Source organism: Candidatus Glassbacteria bacterium, from assembly GCA_019456185.1.
Classification (GTDB): Bacteria; Gemmatimonadota; Glassbacteria; order GWA2-58-10; family GWA2-58-10; genus JAJRTS01.
The window spans coordinates 1-18,075 of the sequence record VRUH01000017.1; the positions used below are offsets into that span (position 1 = coordinate 1).

15 protein-coding genes are annotated in these 18,075 nt (G+C 59.8%); 3 read left to right on the forward strand and 12 right to left on the reverse strand.

What is annotated here, in order from left to right; all coding sequences use genetic code 11:
* The coding region (locus tag FVQ81_08275) for a hypothetical protein (protein MBW7996545.1) at window positions 1-978 on the reverse strand (978 nt) is incomplete at its 3' end.
* 233 nt (window positions 979-1,211) lie between these two features.
* On the opposite strand from FVQ81_08275, the gene FVQ81_08280 reads away from it, so the two are divergent.
* The gene (locus tag FVQ81_08280) at window positions 1,212-3,005 is read left to right on the forward strand and encodes a Na+:solute symporter (GenBank protein MBW7996546.1); all 1,794 of its coding nucleotides are present in this window, start codon (window positions 1,212-1,214) and stop codon (window positions 3,003-3,005) included.
* Window positions 3,006-3,079: 74 nt separating this feature from the next.
* Here FVQ81_08280 and FVQ81_08285 read toward each other — a convergent pair whose 3' ends face one another.
* The 11 genes from FVQ81_08285 to FVQ81_08335 all read right to left on the reverse strand — a co-directional run bounded on the left by FVQ81_08285 (window position 3,080) and on the right by FVQ81_08335 (window position 15,796).
* Window positions 3,080-3,628, reverse strand: coding sequence for a transposase (locus tag FVQ81_08285; GenBank protein ID MBW7996547.1), 549 nt, complete (start codon window positions 3,626-3,628; stop codon window positions 3,080-3,082).
* A gap of 382 nt (window positions 3,629-4,010) precedes the next feature.
* Window positions 4,011-6,077, reverse strand: coding sequence for a hypothetical protein (locus FVQ81_08290; GenBank protein ID MBW7996548.1), 2,067 nt, complete (start codon window positions 6,075-6,077; stop codon window positions 4,011-4,013).
* Between the two features lie 32 nt (window positions 6,078-6,109).
* The gene (locus tag FVQ81_08295; GenBank protein MBW7996549.1) at window positions 6,110-7,642 is read right to left on the reverse strand and encodes a TolC family protein; all 1,533 of its coding nucleotides are present in this window, start codon (window positions 7,640-7,642) and stop codon (window positions 6,110-6,112) included.
* Window positions 7,643-7,733: 91 nt separating this feature from the next.
* A complete protein-coding gene (locus tag FVQ81_08300; protein ID MBW7996550.1) occupies window positions 7,734-9,767 on the reverse strand; it encodes a DUF4091 domain-containing protein in 2,034 nt (677 codons plus the stop codon).
* Between the two features lie 87 nt (window positions 9,768-9,854).
* Entirely contained in the window at window positions 9,855-10,682 is an 828-nt protein-coding gene (locus FVQ81_08305) for a purine-nucleoside phosphorylase (GenBank protein MBW7996551.1), read from the reverse strand.
* 78 nt (window positions 10,683-10,760) lie between these two features.
* A complete protein-coding gene (locus FVQ81_08310) occupies window positions 10,761-11,636 on the reverse strand; it encodes a DivIVA domain-containing protein (protein ID MBW7996552.1) in 876 nt (291 codons plus the stop codon).
* 24 nt (window positions 11,637-11,660) lie between these two features.
* The gene (locus tag FVQ81_08315) at window positions 11,661-12,368 is read right to left on the reverse strand and encodes a YggS family pyridoxal phosphate-dependent enzyme (protein MBW7996553.1); all 708 of its coding nucleotides are present in this window, start codon (window positions 12,366-12,368) and stop codon (window positions 11,661-11,663) included.
* A gap of 88 nt (window positions 12,369-12,456) precedes the next feature.
* A complete protein-coding gene (gene bshC / locus FVQ81_08320) occupies window positions 12,457-14,058 on the reverse strand; it encodes a bacillithiol biosynthesis cysteine-adding enzyme BshC (GenBank protein MBW7996554.1) in 1,602 nt (533 codons plus the stop codon).
* Window positions 14,058-14,804: a methyltransferase domain-containing protein gene (locus FVQ81_08325; protein ID MBW7996555.1), complete on the reverse strand. Its 747-nt coding sequence runs from the start codon at window positions 14,802-14,804 to the stop codon at window positions 14,058-14,060. The genes bshC and FVQ81_08325 overlap by 1 nt, the downstream gene beginning before the upstream one ends.
* Window positions 14,805-14,832: 28 nt before the next feature.
* Complete coding sequence (locus FVQ81_08330) at window positions 14,833-15,135, reverse strand: DUF123 domain-containing protein (protein ID MBW7996556.1); 303 nt, start codon at window positions 15,133-15,135, stop codon at window positions 14,833-14,835.
* Between the two features lie 118 nt (window positions 15,136-15,253).
* Complete coding sequence (locus FVQ81_08335; protein ID MBW7996557.1) at window positions 15,254-15,796, reverse strand: 23S rRNA (pseudouridine(1915)-N(3))-methyltransferase RlmH; 543 nt, start codon at window positions 15,794-15,796, stop codon at window positions 15,254-15,256.
* Between the two features lie 182 nt (window positions 15,797-15,978).
* On the opposite strand from FVQ81_08335, the gene FVQ81_08340 reads away from it, so the two are divergent.
* A complete protein-coding gene (locus FVQ81_08340) occupies window positions 15,979-17,148 on the forward strand; it encodes a PQQ-binding-like beta-propeller repeat protein (GenBank protein ID MBW7996558.1) in 1,170 nt (389 codons plus the stop codon).
* Complete coding sequence (locus FVQ81_08345; GenBank protein MBW7996559.1) at window positions 17,129-18,055, forward strand: hypothetical protein; 927 nt, start codon at window positions 17,129-17,131, stop codon at window positions 18,053-18,055. The genes FVQ81_08340 and FVQ81_08345 overlap by 20 nt, the downstream gene beginning before the upstream one ends.
* Window positions 18,056-18,075 lie beyond the last annotated feature (20 nt).

The window sequence follows — 18,075 nt, forward strand, 5'->3', positions numbered from 1 at the left end:
TCCCGCCCCCGCGCCCAGCGCGCCCCAGCCCACGCGGTCGCTTTTGGCCACTTTCGGGCTTTCGTCCTGCTCCCAGTGCATCTCGCTGCCGACATAAGCCTGCTCTGAATCGTTGATCTGCGAAAACGCCAGCGCACTCGACTGGCCGTAAATTCCCTGAAAATCTTTAGTCATCATGCCGATATCGAACGCCATCCCGTTGCCGCGCAACAGGGTCGGGATTTCCACGTGCAGGCCCTGGAGTTCCACCTTGTTCCGGATCACCTGGTCGCGGTTCTCCACGCTCAGCGCCATCCGCACCACCGGCGAGTCGTTGTAGAAATAGAGCCGGCAGACATAGTTGAGCAGCTCTCCGCCCTCCCTGGTTGTCAGCCTGCCCGTGCTGCGCAGCACAGCCCGCATCGGTCCGCTGCATTCCACTACCAGTTCCGAGTCCTCGTCGTACGAACTCCGGTAGGCCACGCTGTCCTGCCAGGCCACGACTCCGCCGCCGTGGTGCGGAATCAGGGTGCTCTCGTACTCTCCGCTTTCATTGGCCACGCGCACCATGTCCAGCACGTTGAAGCCAGCCTTGCGCACGCGGGCCTGAATCCTGCCTGTCTTCACCTCCAGCACCTCGCCAAGATCGTTGATCTCGAGTTTCGTCTCGAAATTTTCCCTGGTTCCCTTTTCAAGTTTCAGGCGTTTGCTTTCCGAGGCGGGAACACTGATCTTGAAATCGAGATGGACCCAGCTCAGGCTGCCGTCGCCCCAACGGGACACCTCGCGGATTTCCACGGGCAACTGACCGGAACCGGCCAGCAGGATCAACTCATCGGCGCTGGCTGCATAGCCCTCGGGCAGCGGTACGCCGCAGGTAACCGGCTCATCGACCCGGTCGAGACCGCTGGGCTCGGTGACCGTCAGTTCCACGGCGGCCAGCGGAGCAGGTTGTGCGCCAAGCCAGGCCGCGAACATGATCAGACACAATTTTTTCATCCATCCATCTCCTGAAATAGCGGTTTAAGCCGCAGCCCGCCCGGCCGGGCGCATGAGGACAGTTAAAGGCGCGAGAAACGAGCCTCCCGTCCACGGCCTGCCAGGGGAAAGCTTCGAGCGGAGGATTTTGTCCTTGTGGTGCTGCTGCGGTACTTTTAAATTACGGCCTGGCCCTCCCAAAGGCAACCGTAAATCTCGAATATTCCCTGTATCAAGCAACGGAGTCTTGCCCGATGAAACTGAACATGATCGATTTCATCGTGATCGCAGCTTATTTCGTCCTGGTGATCGGAGTCGGGATTTATTTCTCCAAGCGGGCCGGCAAAAGCATGGAGGATTTCTTCCTCTCCGGCCGGGCGCTGCCCTGGTGGGTGGCCGGCACCTCGATTGCGGCGATGGGTTTCGCGGCCGACACCCCGTTCATGGTCACCGAGCTGGTGCGGCGCAACGGGATCGCCGGCAACTGGTTCCTCTGGGCGTTTGCGATGAGCAACCTGTGCGCCACTTTCCTGTTCGTGCGCTTCTGGCGAAGGGCCAAAATCCTCACCGAGCTGGAGATTATCGAGGAGCGCTACGAGGGCAAGAGCGCCGGGTTCCTGCGTGGGTTCCAGAGCGTGTTCTACGGGATTGCGTTCAGCGCGCTGAATATCGGTTTCATCATGCTGGCGATGCAGAGTTTTATCTCGGTGATGCTGGGCTGGAACGAGTACCTGGCGCTGGGCGTGATGCTGGGAGTGACCATGATCTATGCGCTGGCGTCAGGATTGTGGGGTATCGTGGCCAACGAGGTGGTCCAGTTCGGGATCGCTTTCTTCGGCTCGATCTTCATGACGGTCGTGGCGGTGAACGCGATCGGCGGGCTGGGCGGGATCGAGACCAAGCTGGCAGCAGCGTTCGGCAGTGAAACCGCACAGAGCCTGATCAGTTTCGTGCCGGTCAGCGCTGAACTGGAAGCGTCCAAGCCGTTTGTCGAAAGCGGCGGAGAGTTCACCTGGACGCTGTTTATCGTCTATGTCTTCGTGATCTGGTGGAGCAGCGAGAAAGCCGACGGCAACGGGATGTTCATCCAGCGGATCATGGCCACCAAGAACGAGACGCACGCTTTTTTCGCCGGGGTCTGGTTCAACATAGTCTATTACGGCCTGCTGATGTGGCCGTGGATCCTGGTGGCGCTGATCAGCCTGGCCGATTTCCCCGACCTGACCGACCATAAGCTTGCCTACCCGATGATGATCGAGAAATACCTCCCCGCCGGCCTGCGGGGAATCATGTTCGCCGCGTTCCTGGCCGCGTTCATGAGCAGCGTCGACGGTCTGATCAACTGGGGTTCGAGTTACATGGTCAACGATTTCTACAGGCGGTTTATCAAGAAAGACGCCAGCCAGCGGCACTATATCTGGGTGGGACGGATTGCGATGCTGTTCGTGCTGGGCGCCGGGATCTTCGTCTGGAGCATCACCGATTCCATCGCCGATGCGTGGAAATTCATGGCCGAACTGTTCAGCGGGCTGGGGGCGGTGTGGCTGGCGCGCTGGTTCTGGTGGCGAGTCAACGCCTGGACCGAGATCAGCGCCTACTTCCTCTCGATACTCGGCTGCGTGGGTATCAACCTGATGGAGATGGGCGGAGTGCAGTTCGCGGAGTGGCAGCGCTACGTCTATATCTGTATCTTCAGCGTTGCCGGCTGGGTGCTGGTAACGTTCATTACCAAGCCGGTGAGCGATGAGAAGCTCAAGAGTTTCGTCCGGCGAGTCAACCCCGGCGGCCCGGGCTGGCGGCGGATCACCGTGATGGTTGACCAGACCAAGCTGGCCGGCGGGCCGCCGCTGAGCTACAACGTAATATCGTTCGTACTGGGCGCGCTCTCGCTGTTCATGTTCGTGTTCGGTCTGGGCTCGATATTCCTGACCTCGGCGGTCAAGGGTGTTTCAATGCTGGGCGCGTCGGTGGTGCTGGGCTACATCATTTACAAGCTGGAAATGGTCCGTCAGCAGGAGGAAAAACAGGCGGAGACTGCGAATGGATAGAAAATTGAAATAGGCTTTAAGGTTCTTCTCAATAGCTTTTTGGTTAGTGTAGGGGCGTCCGGCGGACGCCCTTTTCATTTATTCCTGAATTCGGGATTTTCCCGGTCAATTGACCAGCGGGCTGGATTGTTGATAATATATTCGCGTATCAGGTTGATACTATCGTTATCCCGTATTACGTGCTCGTAAAAACCTCGCTGCCATAGTGGTGCTCCCGGAGTGTGGCGCAGAAAATTTACCTGCCTGGTTACTGCAGCTTTAAATCCGTTTATTAGTGACCCCAATGATTTCGGTGCCGGACCGGTGACTGTTATGCGGGCGTCCGGCCGGACGCCCCTACAATTGGCACCTTCAACCAATTCTTCGATGATAACGATCCCATGCAAATGGTTCGGCATCACCGCAAATGTATCAATCCCGACTTCTTCTCTGATAGCTGGGGTTTTCTTCCATTCTTCAACCACGATCAGGCCGAATTCATTCAAACTCATCCGGCCATCCACGATTTCCCCGAACACACGCTTCCGGACATGAGTGCAGACAGTTACAAAATATGCGCCTGGAGATGCATAATCGTAGTCCTTCAAGCGAATTGAACGTCTGTCTCGCCTGATCTTCGCCATTCGCCCTCAATACACGGATTTTAAATTGGCGTATCCATCGTTCTTTCAACAGCATCACAATATTTTGTTTTGGAAGATTCTCAGTGAATTTAACATATTACTGTTTACATGCTGAGCTGAATATTTTAAATAAATCTCAATACTAGAATGGATTTCGAGGCGCACAAGACAAAAGCCTTCAAAGTTTGGCGGGAGAGATCTGAGCATGAATGGTAATACGATTTTGGCGAGCATGAATCACTGTTGAAATCACAGTGATGGGAATACTGTGTTTTCTTGTCCGAAGGATTAACGGTTATGTCCGATTCAACCAGTCCAGTGGACAGTGTTTAATGCAATCACAGCAAAATGATAATTCTCCACCATTATTGAATCTTCACCCTCACTCGCTCCAGCCCGGCAGACTTACGGTAGTCTGGTAATTTGAATAGTTATACAGCGGGTTGCGCACCGGTTTATAGAGCCTTCCCTGTTTCGGGTTGTCGTCCTGGGTGTAGACCCAGATCTCGTCCGGGTCCCAGACAACTATCTCGTCGCGGGCATCGCCGGTGATATCCAGCACGGCGTTGCACATGTCCGGGTGGCCGTCAGCGGGGAAACTCACCACGCGCCGGCCAAGGCCGTCATACATCCCGCCCTCGGCCACGTTGGGACTATGCACCCAGTACTCGCCCGGCTCGCCGGTCCAGTTGACCGGCAGGCACATGCTGCCGTACTGGTTGGGCTCGAAATCGTGGTAAATCTCTCCCGAGCTATCGTAAAAGTGGATGATTCCCTGGTTGCCCCAGAAATTGATCGACAGCGATTCCAGGCCCGGCAGGTCGGGGCGGAAATCTGCCACCGCCGGGTTCTGGCCGTGGCCGATCCAGTGGTGGGTCAGAATCTCCCCGTCGAGGCCGGCCCAGAACACCCCGGCGTCACTGGCGGCGCAGAAATAGCGCGGCGCCATGGGGCCGTCCCCGTCGTAATCGACAACCGCCACCCCGTCGGCGTGGTCGTCAACCAGCTCATCGAGGCTCCAGAGTTTTTTGCCGTTGTCATCGAACAGCGAATAACCGATGACTAATTCATCGCGGCCGTCGCCGTCGGTGTCGTAAGCATAGGGATAGTGGCCTGTCCTGCACTCGCCCTCCCACATCGTATTCAGCTTGTCGTCCAGCGCCCAGATATGCCAGTAGCGGTCCTTGATAATAATATCCGCATCCCGGCCCGTGCCGCGCAGGTCGCAGAAATAGAGGCAGTCGCCCAGGATTCGCGGGAAACTGTCGGCCGGGGCCTTGGCCACGGGGGTCGGGGCCTTGTACTTCACCACACCGGTGGCCCCGTCGGCCACGATCAGCTCCATGCCCATCGTGTAGACCACCTCGTTGGCCCCGTCGCCGTCGATATCGTGGATCTGGAAAGCCACGTCGTTGGTCAGGTGGTCTTTCTCCGGGTCGGGTTCGCCGATCCGCCAGAGGATTTCCCCATCGAACGTCATCGCGGTCAGGCAGCTCAACTCGCTGTAGGAGTCGCGGGGGGCGGCGTGATGGCGCACCTGGCCGATCAGCACGTCGGTGACTCCGTCGCCGTCCAGGTCCCCGAACCGGAGGTTGCGCCCGACCCCGAAACCCTTTGTCGAGATCTTTTTCCAGAGCACGGGCCTGGGATTTGATTCCTGCAGTTGGGCTTCCATGCGTGCGTGCTCGGCCTTCAGCGCATCGATCCGCTGTTTTTCGTCGGCGGAGCAGGTGACCTGTACGCGGTCGTAGCGCACCGGGATATCGCTGAGCAGGGCCACCTTGCCGTGGCCGAACGTACTGTCCGTGGCCGAAAGCTCCGGCCCGCCGGCTAATTTCGCCGTAATATTACTTCCGCGGACACTGATCGTGGCCACCTGGTATTTGCCCTGCTCGCGGGGGAAAATCTCGCTGGCCAGGATTTTCTCGTCCGGCTGGCGGAACCCGGTGGCGTGGTTGACTCTCATCAGCACCAGCTGGTTGCCCTCGAAGCCGAAGAAGTAGTAGCAGCGGTCGTTGCGGTAGCGGAACGCCACCCCGCTGCGGCCCTCGCGAGAGCTGTCGAGCGCCCAGCGGACCACCACGTCGTAGTCGGTCCAGAGCGTATCGCCGGTAACCACCAGCGGATGGGTATGGGTCATCTGCTCGCTGTCGAACGTCTGGGCCAGCACGTGATTGCCGTCGTCCTCCTGCTGAATCCACCAGGCTCTCTGGGCGGGTTGCTCCCAGGTGAAACAGCTTACGGCCCAGTTGCCGAACGGAGCCGCTTCGGGAAGGTAGTGGTACTCGGTGTGGGGGCCCACAGGGGCGGAGACCATCCGGGCTTCGAGCGCGGAGAAGTCGTCGTCGAGCAGGACGGCGTTGTCGCCCATTACGCCGCAGGAGAATGCAATAACTGCAAGACCGGCAATTACAAAGTAAGAGCTTCGGCGAGCAAGCGGATTCGACATCCGGTCCTCCTTAAAATAACTGGCAAACGACCTCAGCTCGCCTGCTGGCGGAACTTGTCGATCAGCGAGATGTCGTTCTCGTAGTCGTAATAGGTCTGGACCATCAGGGCCAGCAGCGAGCGGCGGTAGCCCAGGTAGGCGTCCAGGTGGTTCATCTCGGTCTCGCGCTGGCGGGTGATCATCTGCAGCAGATCCTGAAGGCTGATCGCGCCGTTGCTGTACTGATCCATACCGAAATCGGTGATCTCCTGGATCATCTTGACACTTTCCTGCATGTTGACCGCACGCCGCTGGTAGTCGTCCAGATTGGCCACAGCGTTGATAATGTCGCTGCGGATCCGGGTGCGGTTTTCCTCGATAGACAGCTCGGTCTTCTTGAGGGTTATCTCGTTGGCGTCAATCCTCGCCTTGCGCCGTCCCCAGTCCCAGAGCGGGACGTAGGCCTGCAGGCTGACCGAGTAGGAGTCGTCGTAGTCGTTCCAGATGTTGCCGAACTGGTCGTCGATATTCTCCAGCCCGTAGGTCATTTCCAGATTGACGTGGAACGCGTCCCAGCCCTTGGAGTTGTTGAGGTCGATCTCGTTCTTGCGCCGGTTAATCGACAAGCGGCGCAGGCTGGGCCGCAGGTTGTAGCCGTACTCGATCGCCTGGTTGACATCGACATAGATCCGCCTGATCTCGAATGTGGGAGTAATGAACACCGAGTCCTCGTACTCCAGTTGAAGGCGCTGCTTGATCCGCGCGCTCTCCTGGCGGATAGCGCTGAGCGTCCTGCTGAACTGCTCGCCGACGTTGGTCAGTTCCACCCTGGCCTGGGCCGGTTCGATTGCACGGCTGCTGTCGGCGGCCGAGAGTTCGATTGCAATCTGCTCGGCGAGTTTAAGGTTGGCGATCTGGTTTTCGTAAATCGTCCGGCGGGAAACCACCTCGAACAGGTCGTAGTAGTCGTCGGCGATATCATCCACCAGCCTCACCCGGTCGGTGATATAATCCAGCTCGTTGCGCTCCAGGTCCAGCTCCGCGTCCTCGATATTGTTCTTGAGGTTGTTGGGCAGGAGAAACGGCTGCTGAAACTTGATGAAGAAGCGGTTGTAGTAATCAATTTCATCAGTCTCTTCATGCTGAAGGTACCGGTATACTTTATTGTTGAGCGACAGGTAGCCGTTGGTCGGATAGCCGAACAGGATCAAAGGCTGGCTAACCGAGAGGTCCATCTGCCAGCGACGGGTGTCGGAGCGGACAAGCTCGTCGCGCTGCAGCGTGGAGTTCCACTTGGTTTCACTGGTCGAGTTGATCTCCGGGGCGCGAAGCCGCATCTCGATTTTCGATTTCAGCGAGGCCCTCCGGCTTTTGAGCCAGTAGCGCGTCCGCTCGATCCCCATCTCGAGCTGCTTGACCCGGTAACTGGAACCCATCGCGATTTCCACGGAATTCTCCAGGTCCAGCTCCAGGATCCGCTGCCCGCGCAGCGACCCGATAAGCTGCGGTTCAACCAGCATACAAAACACCAGAGCGGCTGCCAGGCTGACAGACATAACATCCCGTCCATGTGCCGATATAGTCATTTTTCCTGTTTCCTCCTGATTCCCTGTTGCGTTGCGTAATCCGTCCGGTAACACCGGCCAGCTATTCAACTGCCTTAAAACAGATAATTTATTACAATCCGGTAATTATCTCAAGCAGGCGGTTCCTGATCCTGTCGTAATCGTCGCCGTGCTGGCTCCACGGCACCCGCTCGTTCATGTCAACTTCGTTGAGCGAGCGGGGCACCACTTCCCGAACCATCTCCAGCACTGCATCCCGGCCCACCTTCTGCTCGGCCAGCCACATCAGCTCGTAATCCTGCTGGCCGCGGCGGATGTTCTTCAGCCGGATCGAGCCGAACACCCTGTCCACTCCCCGGTCCTGGTCGGGATAAAACGGCTCGCGACCCGGATAGAAAACTACCCCGTCCCCGTTGCCGAAAGCACCTGAATTACCGAAAAAGGTGATCGGATCGACAAACACGTTCTGGTGGGTATGTGCGCGCGGCCCCTGATGGTTATGAAACCAGTGCGAGCCGTGCCACTGGAACCAGACGTTGACCTGATGGATATACTTGACCCAGGCGTTCAACCGCATGTCCACCGCCTCGCCCTCCAGAATCGCCGCGCCGTAGCGGGGGCGGTAGCCGTTGTAGAACCAGTGTTCCTTACCCTGCCCCTTTAGCTGGGCGAGCCAATACAGGTTGATCCCCTTGCCGCTGGCCCAGATATCGATCTGCTTGTCGAGGGCCATGGTGTATTCGCGTGAAATAAATACCGGCAGGCGGTTGCCCGCGCCGGGATTGTTCTTGATCCAGCCGGAGCGCTCGCGGATCCAGTCGAACTTATCGGTTCCCGGTTCGTCGATCAGGTAGTTGAAATAGCGCACGCCGGGGGCGTTCTCCTCGAACCACTCCACCCACTCGTCGCTTTCTGCGCGGACCGTGTCCTGGACCATGCCGAGCACGCTTCCGCCATACATTCCTACCGGGAACACCCACTCGCCCCGGTGCTGGCCCGGTCCCTGGTAACCGGCGGCCTCGGTGTAGCCGGAGCCGTCGAGCCAGGGAAGGTACTCGTCGAGCATCTGCCGGTCGAACCGGCTGTGGTGCGGCCTGAATCCGCCCACCAGGTCTATGCGGTGGCGATGGGCCAGGTAGTGCAGCATCCTGTCCAGCTCTGCCTGACTCATCCCGGGGAAATACATCTCGATACTGCCGTGGTAGAGCCAGGTCCAGGTGTGGTTCTCATCGGGAAGGTATGCAGGCAACAGCTCCAGCCTGACCGGGATCGAGTCCACTTTCCAGCCCTGCTGGTAAATCCCGACCGTCCCCCGGTACTCCCCGGAGGGCAGGGCAAGCGTGTCCCGCGGGCAATAGAGATCGATCCAGAACCCCTGGAGAGAGTCCGGCGGGATATCGAGCGGAAACCCGCCACGTCCGGCTGCGGCGTCGGGACTGATCAGCGCGTCGGGGATCCAGCCGGTCATCCGCTCAGGGGCCGAATTGCCGGAGCCGTAGAACCAGTTGGGCTGGGTGGGGTTGGTCACCAGCAGGTAGTGCTCGCTGAACGCTTCCAGATAACCGGCCGGCCCATAAGGTATCGCGAATAAGCCGCCGAGCACCGCGCCCGTGGCCGCGTGGACCAGCGAGTCGAGCCTGATTTCCATCCCGTCCGCGCCGGCGCTGTCGGCCACGAGAATGACCTGGAAGCCCAGGATCTCGTTGTAGAGCCCGCGCAGGGCGATCTCGCTACCGTTCCAGACCGAGTTGGAGTCGCGCGAGAAATGGAAAATCTCGTCGCGGAAAATTTTCTCCCCGTCGCCGACCGCCCACTTCCCGACCAGAGAAGTGTAAAACACAACGTGCTCCGGCTCTCTTCGCCCGGAGATCGTTTTCAGCAACTCCAGCAGGTCGAATATATCCACCATGCCGGAGCCGGGCTGATGCATGTCCGCGATTTGCAGTAAACGGGGGTCCAGAGTGTCGCCGCCTGCGCGGAGTATTTTCAGCATTTCCAGCAGGTCGAAAATATTGATTGAACCGTCTGAGTTCAGGTCACCCGCCAAGGCAGCGTCGACATCGGCCGATGCGGCCCGGGCCGGGGAAATTTCAATGCTGGAAGAAACCACAAAGGCGAGCAAGCAGAAAAAAACCAGGACACGCATAAACGTACCGTATAAGCCGGATTGGATTACTTAGTGATGCCGCGGATGTGCCGGACTACTGACAGCGCTCAAACAGCTGCCGGCTGCTCAGAGTTCGCCCATAACCATGCTCATCAGACTGGTCAGCCGGGGTTCCGCGTCCGCCGCAACCGCGATAATCTCGGAGATATCGGCCGGCTCCAGGGCGTCGGGAAAACAGAGGTCTGTGACAATCGACAGGCCCAGGACCTCCATGCCGGCATGGATCGCCACAATCACCTCTGGTACGGTGCTCATGCCCACCACGTCCGCGCCGATCCACCTGAGGAACCTGTATTCCGCCCTGGTTTCCAGGTTCGGTCCCGGCACGGCCACGTAGATCCCCTTGCGGGCGGTGATCTCGTTTTCCAGCGCCAGCCGTTCGGCCAAGCCGATCAGGCGGCGGGAATAGGGCTTGCTCATATCGGGGAAACGCGGCCCTAGGCGCTCATCGTTCGCGCCGATCAGCGGGTTGGCACCCAGCAGGTTGATATGGTCCTCGATAATCATCAGGTCCCCTTTGCCGTAGAGCGGGTTCATCCCGCCGCAGGCGTTCGAGACCACCAGCACCCCGGCTCCCAGCGCTTTCATTACCCGCACAGGGAACGTGATCTGTTCCATCGAGTAGCCCTCGTAGAAATGGAAACGGCCCTGCATGGCCACCACGCTCTTGCCGTTCAGGCTGCCCAGCAGAAGTTTTCCGGCGTGCGTTTCCACCGTGGAACTGACGAAATGCGGAATTTCCGGATACGGGATCTCGCACTCGACCTCGAGGCGTTCCACCAATTTACCAAGCCCGGTACCGAGCACGATCCCCACATCCGGTTTAACACTGCTGCGCCCGGTTATTTCTTCAGCCGCCTCGCCGATTTTCCCGTAAAGGTCCTTGGCGCTCACTTTCCCCCGCCTGCAAAGTTCCTGTCCCGACTAAGAATGATAGCTCCACCGGCCGGACCGGCTCATCATCGAATTCGATCACTCCTTGTCTTCGGAGTCGGTTTCCTCCGGCTCGTCGTCACCCCAGAAAACTTCCGGTTTATCTTTCTTGCCGGCCTCCTGGGTAAGGTCGTCGCCGCCACTCTCCGCATCCGGTTCAAGTTCCCCGCCATCGGCGCCCAGGTTAAACCGGTCGGCCTCGTCTTCTTTTTCGCCCTCAACGCCGTCTTCGCTTTCTCCGCCGCCGGACGATCCCAGAATCGCGCTCAGTTTGCCGGACAGGTCGCCCACGTCTTTTTCCGGCTCCTCAGGCCCGGCGGTTTCCTCTCCTTCCGCCTCCGCATCATCCAGCACCGCCTCTGAATCCGCAGCGGACAGCTGCTCTCCGGGTGTATCTTCCAGCGGTTGGGATGCCTGTTCGGCGGCTGATTCGATAACGCCGGCGCTGTCTTTGTCCTCCACCTTGCGCGGCCCGAAATCCTCCTGCAGCAATTTCCACTGGCTGGCCACCAGCGAGCGCATTTTGACCATGAACGCTTTTTTCTCGTGTTCCTGCATCTCGATCTGATACTTGATCCTTTTCAGTTCGGACTTGGCTTCCTCGACCAGCTTTTCGGCCTGGACCTCGGCCTTGGCCACAATCAGCTCCGACTCGCGTTCGGCGGCCCGACGGGTGGAGTCGCCGGCTTTCTGGGCGGTGATCAGTGTCTCGTTCAGCGTTTTTTCCATCGATTCATAGGTTTTAAGCCGCTCGCCGAGGTGGACCAGCTTGTCCTTGAGGCTCCTGTTCTCGCGCACCATCTCTTCCAGCGTCTCCGCGGCGGCGGCCAGCAGGTCGCTAACTTCGTCCGGGTTGAACCCCCTGAGCACGCGCTTGAATTCCGCCTTCTTGAGTTCCAGTGGTGTAACTTTCACTTTTTGCCTCCAGTCGCGGGCGGTTCAGTATTTTCGCGGCCCGAAAATGGCCGTGCCGACTCGGACCATATTCGATCCCTCGGCGATAGCGATCTCGTAATCGGCGCTCATTCCCATCGACAGCACATCCATCCGGCAGCTGCCGGGAGCGGAAAGGCGGTAGCGCTCGAAGATATCCCGCAGCGTGGCGAAGCATTCGGCGGTCCGCGCTTGGCCACCCTCCAGCGGCCCGATAGTCATCAGGCCCCGCAGGCTGAGGTGAGCGCAACCGCCGATCACCTCCAGCAGCGCGTCAGCTTCCTGCGGAGCGACACCGGATTTGGAGTCCTCTGCCGACGTATTTACCTGCATCAGCAACTTGACAGTGGTCCCGGCGGCCGCCGCGCGTTTTTCGATCTCGCGGGCCAGACGCGCCGAGTCGACACTGTGAATCAACTCGAAGAGCGGCAGGACATCGCGGACCTTGTTGCGCTGAAGGTGGCCGATAAAGTGGCGGACTACCTCGCGTCCGAGCGACGGCAGTTTTTCCTGCGCTTCCTGGGCCCTGTTCTCGCCGATATCGGCCAGGCCCGAGTCGATCGCCGCCCTGATTTCAGCCACGGAACGCTGCTTGGTCACACCCACCAGCGTCACCGAACCCGGCTCAACGCCTGCTTTAAGAGCGGCCTCGGTGATTTTTTCCCTGACCCTGGCGAGCCTGTCCGCCAGCCGTTGTACCTGCGCCTGCTCCATCGGCTCAAACTAAGCGTTGACCGCCCAAAACACAAGTGCATGCATGCTCTTTAATACAGTACGCCAGGCCTTCGGTAAGGATTGCCGACTATCCGGCCGCGGCCCGCTCGATCAGCCAGTCGATCAGCCCGTCGCCGTAGCGCACGAGGTAGTACAGCCAGGAGATTTCCCGTTCCTGACGGCCGCCGCCGGGCCAGAGATGGACCCCGGCCTTGCGCAGCTGGCCCAGCATGGTTTCGTTACGGCGCTTGGCGGCCTGGGTCAGTTTGCCCTGGAATTTATCGAGGCTGCCGGATATCGCGCCGCTCGTGCTCTTGAGAGGTCCTTTCATCGTGGGGTCGGTTTGTTCGAGGAGGCCGGCTACCTGCTGGATGCCCTGCCGGAGCGTGCCGCGAAGGCCGTCCACCGCGTCGGTCAGTTCGCGCCACCGGCTGTCGCGCTCCAGCAGCTGCTCCGCCAAGCTGTCAACCCCCTGCTCCAGAGCCCCGGTGTCGAGACCGTATTTCTCAAGCACTCTGGCGATCTTGGCTTCCAGCAGGATACCCGAAAGACGGGGCCTGATTACCGGCATGGTCAGGCCCCGCAGGCTGTAAAGCGGCTGAAGCTGCGCATAATAGGCCATCTCGCCCGGCCCGGCCAGGTAGCACAGCGTGCCGAACAGCTCCGCCTCGACCAGGGGCCTCATCCTCACACCGGGACTGAACAGTTCGGGAGTCTCCTCCAGCATCCGGCGCAGTTCCGCCTCACCGATGCTTTCGTCCCGGCCTTTCAGCCTGAATCCGCTTTCGCCGTGCTGGAGTTTCACCCGGCGCCGGTCGCGCAGCACGAACAGCCCGGTGTCATCGTCCCGGGGTTTGACCTGCACATGGTAGCCGGCCCCCTCCAGCGCCCTGCTCGAGAGAGCAAACTCTCCGGCGCTGGCCGCGGAATCGAAAATTTCCTGCTCGAACAATTTTTTTGCGCCGCGGCGGATTTCCGGACTGCAAGCATCGACGACAAACAACCCGTGGCCCGAGAACAGTCCGGCCAGCAGTTCGCCGAACGCATGACCGAAATCGTGGCTGCTGTCGAATGTCGAGTCCAGCAGGGCGAAGATTCCGGAGCGGAAATCGGTATCCGGCAGGGACTCCCCGAGCTGCGCACGGGCCTCCGCCAGGTTATCGCCCAGGGGAAGCTGGCACAGCGGGCGGTAATTATCACCAGCGGCCGGTAAGCTCAGGGTACGGAGCTCGTTGGCGGTATCCGGGAGTTTGACCGAGGACGCCTCGGCCAGGTCATGGTCCTCGCTGGCATTCCAGAATACAGGCAGCACGGGCCGGTCCAGCAGTTTCCGGCAGGCGGCGGCGGCGGCGACCGCGCTGGCGCACTTGTAGAGCACGTACAACGGACCGCCGAAGAGTACCGGCTGCTGCCCCGAGCAGACGATAAAACCGTCGTGCTCCACGAACTCGTCCAGCAACTCCCGCCCGTTCGGCATCAGTTTGAAACAGCGCTGGGCTTCCAGCACGCGGGCCGCACGCTGGCGGTCAAGCCGTTTGTCGACCTCGGCGGCCACTTCACCGATTCGAGAATCGCGGTCCGGCGGACCTCCGTAAAACTCTATCGCCGGTTTTGATCCGGCCAGGTAATCGGCGGTGAGCGCATTCGTGTGCAACTTTAGATATTCAAACTCAATGCCCTGCAAACTCATTATTTACACCCCGAAAGAATTAGTCTGGGCGAGCTTTCCATATACTCCCCCTGCCCGTAGTCCCCGTACACGCGTTCCACTGTCAACCCGGCCTGGTCGAGCATGGACTCCATCTCCGCCCTGGTGTACATCCGGACCCGTTCAGTCCACCGCTGGCTGCCCTCCGGCCCCTGGATCAGCACGTCTTTCACCACCCGGCGGTCCCCGTCCTCCAGCCTGCGCCGCTGGGTGATATTCAAGCCCGCCCGTTCGGCGGTATCCTCGGCCACCAGTGTCGCGATCACCTGAGGCCGGTTGAGATAGTCAATCACCCAATGTCCGCCGGGCACCAGCGCCGATGAGATCTGGCGCAGGACCTCGCTGTTGTCCCTGTCAGCCTCGAAATAGCCGAAACTGGTGAACATGTTGATCGCCAGGTCGAACGAGGACCTGAACGGAGCCTGCCGCATATCAGCGCGGACAAACCATACCTTGCCGCCGGACGGATAATCCGTGGGCGATGACACTTGTCCGCGCTCCAGCAGCGGCAGGCTCAAATCCAGCGCGGCCACTAGGTAGCCTTTCTCAGCCAGCAGGCGCGAGTAGCGGCCCTGGCCGCAGGCCAGATCGAGCACTTTTCCGCCCCGCGATTCGCCGGACCCGGCCACCTTTATAATCAGCTCCAGCGCCTGCGCCGCCTCCTGCTCGTCACGGTGCCTGTAGACTTCGAGATACCTGCTGCCGAAAGCTTCCTCGTACCAGTTCATCCGCCCATCCGCTCATCAGGATGAATACTCAACCCTCGCCCGGCGGGACCCACGCCACCAAACCGTCAATATCAGGCCAGGCGGGTGATGGCAGAAAATGGAGATGGCTGCGGCAGGGGCAGTCAGAACTGCCGAAACCCGCTGCCGGAACCCCGGCTCCCGGCAGAGCGCCTGCGGCCTCGCTGAGGCTGCATTCGGTGACCGCACCCGCCGGAGCGGCCATGAATTCCTTTGCTGTCGCGCAGGAAGCGAGGTAATCGATATGCCAGTGCAGCTTGCCGCTGGACGGGCCGTAGAGGTGACGGTTCAGCCGGGCAGCGAGTCCGCCCATGGCGCTGCCCGCATAGAGATACCATCCCCGGGCAAACCGGAACCTGCCCAGCCTGCCGATCTCCCGCTCAACCTGAGTGTCCAGCCGGAAGCGAAACAGGTAGAGTCCCCTGTCAATTCTACTTGTGATACGGCTCTCCGCGGATTATCGTATTGGCCCTGTAAAGCTGCTCCAGCAGCAGCAGGCGCGCCATCTCGTGGGTCAGGGTCATCCGCGACAGCGCCAGGCGTTGACGGCAGGAGGCCAGCAGGTCAGCGCTCAAACCCAGCGGACCGCCGATCAGAAAGCACACCGACCGGGTTCCGCGCTCAACCAGCCTGCCGAAGCCGGCGGCGAACTTGCGCGACGTCATCACCTGGCCGCGCAGGTCCATGGCCACGGTCCAGGCCCCCGCGGGAATCCTCTCGGCGAGCCTGGCGCTCTCCCGCCCGACCACCAGATCATCCGGCCTGCCACCCGGTTCCTCCTTGACCTCGATAACTTTAACCGCGTGTCCGCAGCGTTCGATCCGGCCGGCGTAGTCATGGCAGAGGGCCGTGAGATTGTTTTCCCTGACCCGTCCGACACAGACAATAACGATCTCCACGTCACTCCTCCCCCGCCCTGCCTGTTCCTGCGCTGATAAAAGGCGGAACTTTTCCACTGGATTTCTGTAGAACATATGACAACCGGCGGGGAGGCCCTGTGCGGATTGATGGGAAAACCCCACTGGGGAATAATTTAAGGGAGCCGCCCGCACCCGTCAACACCCCGAAATTTTTGACTTTAGGTGACGGGGCGCCTATAATTGGCTCGCAGGCCGCCACCATCGGGATGGCAGGGTTAAGGAGGATCGGGGTATAGATGAAATTACCACAGTATGCAACACTCGCCGCGGTACCAGCGCTGATTTGCGCACTGCTGACAGCCATCCTGACTATCTCCGCTCCCCCCGCATACTCCGCTCGGAAAAAAGACCCGGGGTTCTTTGAAGATTTCGACGCGCAATGGCTGTTTTACAAGGGCAACCTCGGCCGCACCGCCTGCAAGAACCCCCTGATCAGCGTCCCGCTCGAACTGGCCTGGAAAAACAATGTCGCCCGCTCGATCGGCTCCACTCCGGGCGCCGGAGGAGAATTCATCTTCATCAGCACCCGCGACCGCAGGATAATAATTCTTGAGCGCAACTCGGGTGAGCGGGTCCAGCGCCGGACATTCAAGGGCGGATTCGGCGGCTCGGTGATAATCGACGGGACCAAGATGTATTTCACTACCCGCTACCCCGACGGGAAAGTTTACGGCACGGATATCAACACCAAGGACGACCATCTGGAGCGCAAGATCGGCGCCTCGGTAGTCAGCCCGATAGTGCACCACGACCGGATATTCGCCTTTACCCAGCTGGGCGAGGTGGTGAGCATGAACACCGAGGCCGGCTTCCAGAACTGGAAGAGCGAGCTCGAGGGCAATATCGAGCACGCCCCGCTCTATATCGATCCTTTCCTGTTCGTCCCCACGATCCGCGGCGGGGTCTACAAACTCGGCTCCTCCACCGGCCGGACAATCGCCGAGTTTAAAACCGACGGCCTGCTGCTGGGCGATCTCAGCTCGGACGACTACTTCCTGTTCACCGCCAGCTCCGATGGGCGCGTTTACTGCCTGGAGCCGGACAGCCTGAAAGTGGAGTGGGAAGTCGATCTGGATCAGCCGCTGTTCAGTGGTCCGATTTATGCAAAGGGATATGTCTACCTCAGCGTAAGAAACGGCAAGGTGCTGAAGCTGGCTGCGCTTGACGGTTCGGAGGTATGGGAGGCGGAGCTGAATGGAATAGCTGTCGCCCCGCCGACCGTAACCGATGAGTACGTATTTACCGGCACCAAGAGCGGCGAGCTTGCGGCATTCGATATCGAGAGCGGGGAAAAGCTGTGGGAGAAGAAAATCGATGAAGGCATCAGTTGCTCCCCGCTGGTGTACATGGACTATGTCTACTATTGCACGGACAGAGGAACGGTCTATGCGTTTCATGCCAAATAAAGTGACTGGGTTCGCCCTGGCCCTGGCCCTGACCGCGGGAACTTTCTCCCTGCTGGCCGCGGCCGAGCCTCCCGCCGTGCTGAGGATTATCCCGGTTCCCGGGCTGCTTCTGGTCGATGGAGACACGGTGGATACCGCGCCGGGCCCCACGGTGGAAATCGAAATCGAGCCGGGTGAGCACGTCCTGCGGTTTTTCCCCTACCATACCGCGGATCAATGGTACCACCGCTACCTGGTCTACCCGTTCAGCGTTGGCAGTGACGGCCGCCGGGAATTCGACCTGACGAGGACAGGCGTTTTCACCTTCCGCACCGACCCCCAGAGCGCCGTGCTGAGCTACCGGGGGCGCTTTCTGGGACGCACGCCCGGGGATTTCATGCTTCTGCTTGATGAAGGAGACTCCGTCCGGGTTACGCTCGAGGGTTACGAGGAGGAAGTCCTGGTTATCGACCGGCTCCACGCCGCCGGCAATACCGACATTTTCATCAGCCTTGACCCGCAGATCGCCAGCTTGAGCCCGGAAGACGATGAGTTGCGCGCATATCAGCATAACTCGCCGATCAGGAAGCTGGTGTCCCCGGACCTGATGATCAGCCTGAGTACCGGAGTGGCGCTGCTGGCGGTGGGCGCATATTTCAACCAGAAAGCCGACGAACATTACGAGCGCTACCAGAAACTCCTCGGACCGTCGGCCCGCGAGCAGGCTTACGACGACGCGAAGCACAACGACAGGCTGAGCAAGGCTTCATTTATTGTCGGAGACGCGGCTCTGGGGATTTTCGGCTACCTGCTGGTGCGGCGCTTTATTTTCCCATCGCAGGAACAGAAAAATGCGGAAGGCAAGCAGCCAAAAGGCCTGTCCATGGAGTTGACAACCCGCAAGGCGCAGTTGTCTTACAGGTTTTGAGCCTCTTGGGCCACGATCCA

What these genes read in the sequence shown, in the direction of transcription:
- FVQ81_08280 (MBW7996546.1), top strand. Translation starts at nt 1,212, where the DNA reads ATGAAACTGAACATGATCGATTTCATCGTGATCGCAGCTTATTTCGTC.
- FVQ81_08285 (MBW7996547.1), bottom strand. Translation starts at nt 3,628, where the DNA reads ATGGCGAAGATCAGGCGAGACAGACGTTCAATTCGCTTGAAGGACTAC.
- FVQ81_08290 (MBW7996548.1), bottom strand. Translation starts at nt 6,077, where the DNA reads ATGTCGAATCCGCTTGCTCGCCGAAGCTCTTACTTTGTAATTGCCGGT.
- FVQ81_08295 (MBW7996549.1), bottom strand. Translation starts at nt 7,642, where the DNA reads ATGACTATATCGGCACATGGACGGGATGTTATGTCTGTCAGCCTGGCA.
- FVQ81_08300 (MBW7996550.1), bottom strand. Translation starts at nt 9,767, where the DNA reads ATGCGTGTCCTGGTTTTTTTCTGCTTGCTCGCCTTTGTGGTTTCTTCC.
- FVQ81_08315 (MBW7996553.1), bottom strand. Translation starts at nt 12,368, where the DNA reads ATGGAGCAGGCGCAGGTACAACGGCTGGCGGACAGGCTCGCCAGGGTC.
- bshC (MBW7996554.1), bottom strand. Translation starts at nt 14,058, where the DNA reads ATGAGTTTGCAGGGCATTGAGTTTGAATATCTAAAGTTGCACACGAAT.
- FVQ81_08325 (MBW7996555.1), bottom strand. Translation starts at nt 14,804, where the DNA reads ATGAACTGGTACGAGGAAGCTTTCGGCAGCAGGTATCTCGAAGTCTAC.
- FVQ81_08330 (MBW7996556.1), bottom strand. Translation starts at nt 15,135, where the DNA reads ATGGGCGGACTCGCTGCCCGGCTGAACCGTCACCTCTACGGCCCGTCC.
- FVQ81_08335 (MBW7996557.1), bottom strand. Translation starts at nt 15,796, where the DNA reads ATGTTCTACAGAAATCCAGTGGAAAAGTTCCGCCTTTTATCAGCGCAG.
- FVQ81_08340 (MBW7996558.1), top strand. Translation starts at nt 15,979, where the DNA reads ATGAAATTACCACAGTATGCAACACTCGCCGCGGTACCAGCGCTGATT.
- FVQ81_08345 (MBW7996559.1), top strand. Translation starts at nt 17,129, where the DNA reads ATGCGTTTCATGCCAAATAAAGTGACTGGGTTCGCCCTGGCCCTGGCC.